Annotated in this window: 1 protein-coding gene and 1 pseudogene; one reads left to right on the forward strand and one right to left on the reverse strand. The window is 68.6% G+C overall.

What is annotated here, in order from left to right; translation table 11 throughout:
* Positions 1–438: pseudogene (locus JCM9942_RS16565) on the reverse strand (PmbA/TldA family metallopeptidase); the annotation flags it as partial.
* 65 nt (positions 439–503) lie between these two features.
* On the opposite strand from JCM9942_RS16565, the gene yjgA reads away from it, so the two are divergent.
* Positions 504–1,091 carry a ribosome biogenesis factor YjgA gene (gene yjgA / locus JCM9942_RS16570; protein WP_054660944.1) on the forward strand — a complete coding sequence of 196 codons (588 nt, stop codon included), beginning with the start codon at positions 504–506 and terminating at the stop codon, positions 1,089–1,091.
* Positions 1,092–1,100 lie beyond the last annotated feature (9 nt).

The raw sequence follows: 1,100 nt of genomic DNA on the forward strand, positions 1-1,100 counted from the left end.
GCCGCGCCAGATCCACCGCCTGCTCGGCGCTGAGTGCCCACGGGTGCCAGCCGTCCAGTCCGGGAACGCGGTCGCCATCAGCCCGGCATCGGCCAGGCCGGCGGCCGGGTCGTCCTCGGTATGGCGGGCGATCGCGCAGGCCTGCGCCACGGTGGCCTCCAGACTGGACTCCTGCAGGTCGGCGGTGCTGGCGCTGCCCTTGCGCTGGCCGAAGTACACCGTCACCGCAATGCCGCGGTCATGGGTGGACTCGACGGTCTCCACCTCGCCCAGGCGCACATTCACATCCAGCCCGCGTTCCTCACTGCAGCTGACCTCGGCCTGGCTGGCGCCCATGGCGCGGGCCTTTTCCAGCAGGCGCTGGGAGATAGCGGCCAGCTGTTCCAGGCGGGGCAGGCTGTCGTCGATGCCGGCGGCATCGGTGGTAATGGCGTTCAATGCTTTATCCTGTCGATAGTTATGGCCCTGCGCGAGGCGGGGCGAATGTAAGGATGTGGAAGACGATGCGCGGACGCGACGAAGAAACCGGTGAATTCCTGGGCGAAAGCCGCAGCCAGAACCGCCGTGAGGCCCTGGAGATACTTGCCCTGGGCGAAACCCTGGTGGACCTGACGCCGGCACAGCTGGCGCGGCTGCCGATCCCCGAAGACCTGCTGCCGCATATCGAATACAGCAAGCGCATCACCGCCCATGGCGCGCGCAAGCGCCAGCTGGCGTTCCTGGCCAAGCACATGCGCCGCGAGGATGAAGCCACGCTGCAGGCCATCCGTGACGCGCTCAGCGCCAACAGCGAGACCTCGCGCCGGGAAGTGGCGATGATGCATCGCATCGAGCGCTGGCGTGAGCGCCTGCTGGCCGAGGGCGACAGCGCGCTGGGCCAGCTGCTGGACGAATACCCGCAGGCCGACCGCCAGCAACTGCGCACGCTGCTGCGCAATGCGCAGGCGGAAAAAGCCAAGAACAAGCCGCCGCGCGCGTTCCGCGAGATCTTCCAGGTGTTGCGCGGGCTGATGCTGCCGGCAGTGATTGGCGGCGCGACTGCGGCCCACAGCGACGATGACGGCGAGCTCGAGGACGACGCGCAGGACTGAGCCCGCCGC

Source organism: Stenotrophomonas pictorum JCM 9942 (assembly GCF_001310775.1).
GTDB classification, from domain to species: domain Bacteria; phylum Pseudomonadota; class Gammaproteobacteria; order Xanthomonadales; family Xanthomonadaceae; genus Stenotrophomonas; species Stenotrophomonas pictorum.